This window comes from Flavobacterium bomense, assembly GCF_003970355.1.
Map to the genome: position 1 here is coordinate 571 of NZ_RYDJ01000216.1, position 563 is coordinate 1,133.

The following is a 563-nucleotide window of genomic DNA, read 5'->3' on the forward strand; positions in this document are numbered from 1 at the left end:
TCAAGCAGTAGAGGAGAACCGCCAGCGCTACAAAGAAAACCCACAACGCTACCGAAAGAGGCAAGAATTGAAGCGAAGCGGAAATCACGAAAACAAATAAAAAACAATAAAAAATTGAGTAAATCAACGAACATATCTTTGGGACAATCAAGCGAAAATGGGGATACAATTACACCGATTTAATAGGACTGGAAAAAGTAAACGGGGAACATAGCCTTATTATGTTGGTTTATAACATCAAACGGAGCATCAATATCCTTAGTGTTCCCGATTTAATAGCCAAACTCAAAACTTGGAACTCAGCTTACAAGGCAAAAGTCTTGTTTTTTGTAAAAACCACTTACATAAGGCTCTTTTTAGCTAAAATTATTTTTAGAACAAACCAAAACACTTCAAAATATTGCTGGGCTTAAAATTCATTTATAGTAATCTTGTGAAGTGAAATAGTGTTGAAAATGGCGTTTATTCACAGCCTGACGTTATGCCGCTTGGCGATGTGGCGGATTAAGGAAGCCTAAACTTTCGGTTTATGACTATACTTTCAGACACAAAACCGACTTTAA

2 protein-coding genes are annotated in these 563 nt (G+C 36.4%); both read left to right on the forward strand.

Annotation, left to right across the window (positions count from 1 at the left end):
- Positions 1-183 (forward strand): hypothetical protein (locus EKL98_RS18655; RefSeq protein WP_394343493.1); only part of this gene is annotated, 183 nt, incomplete at its 5' end.
- The gene (locus tag EKL98_RS18310; protein ID WP_262710869.1) at positions 183-413 is read left to right on the forward strand and encodes a hypothetical protein; all 231 of its coding nucleotides are present in this window, start codon (positions 183-185) and stop codon (positions 411-413) included. The genes EKL98_RS18655 and EKL98_RS18310, both read left to right, overlap by 1 nt.
- The last annotated feature ends 150 nt before the right edge of the window (positions 414-563 follow it).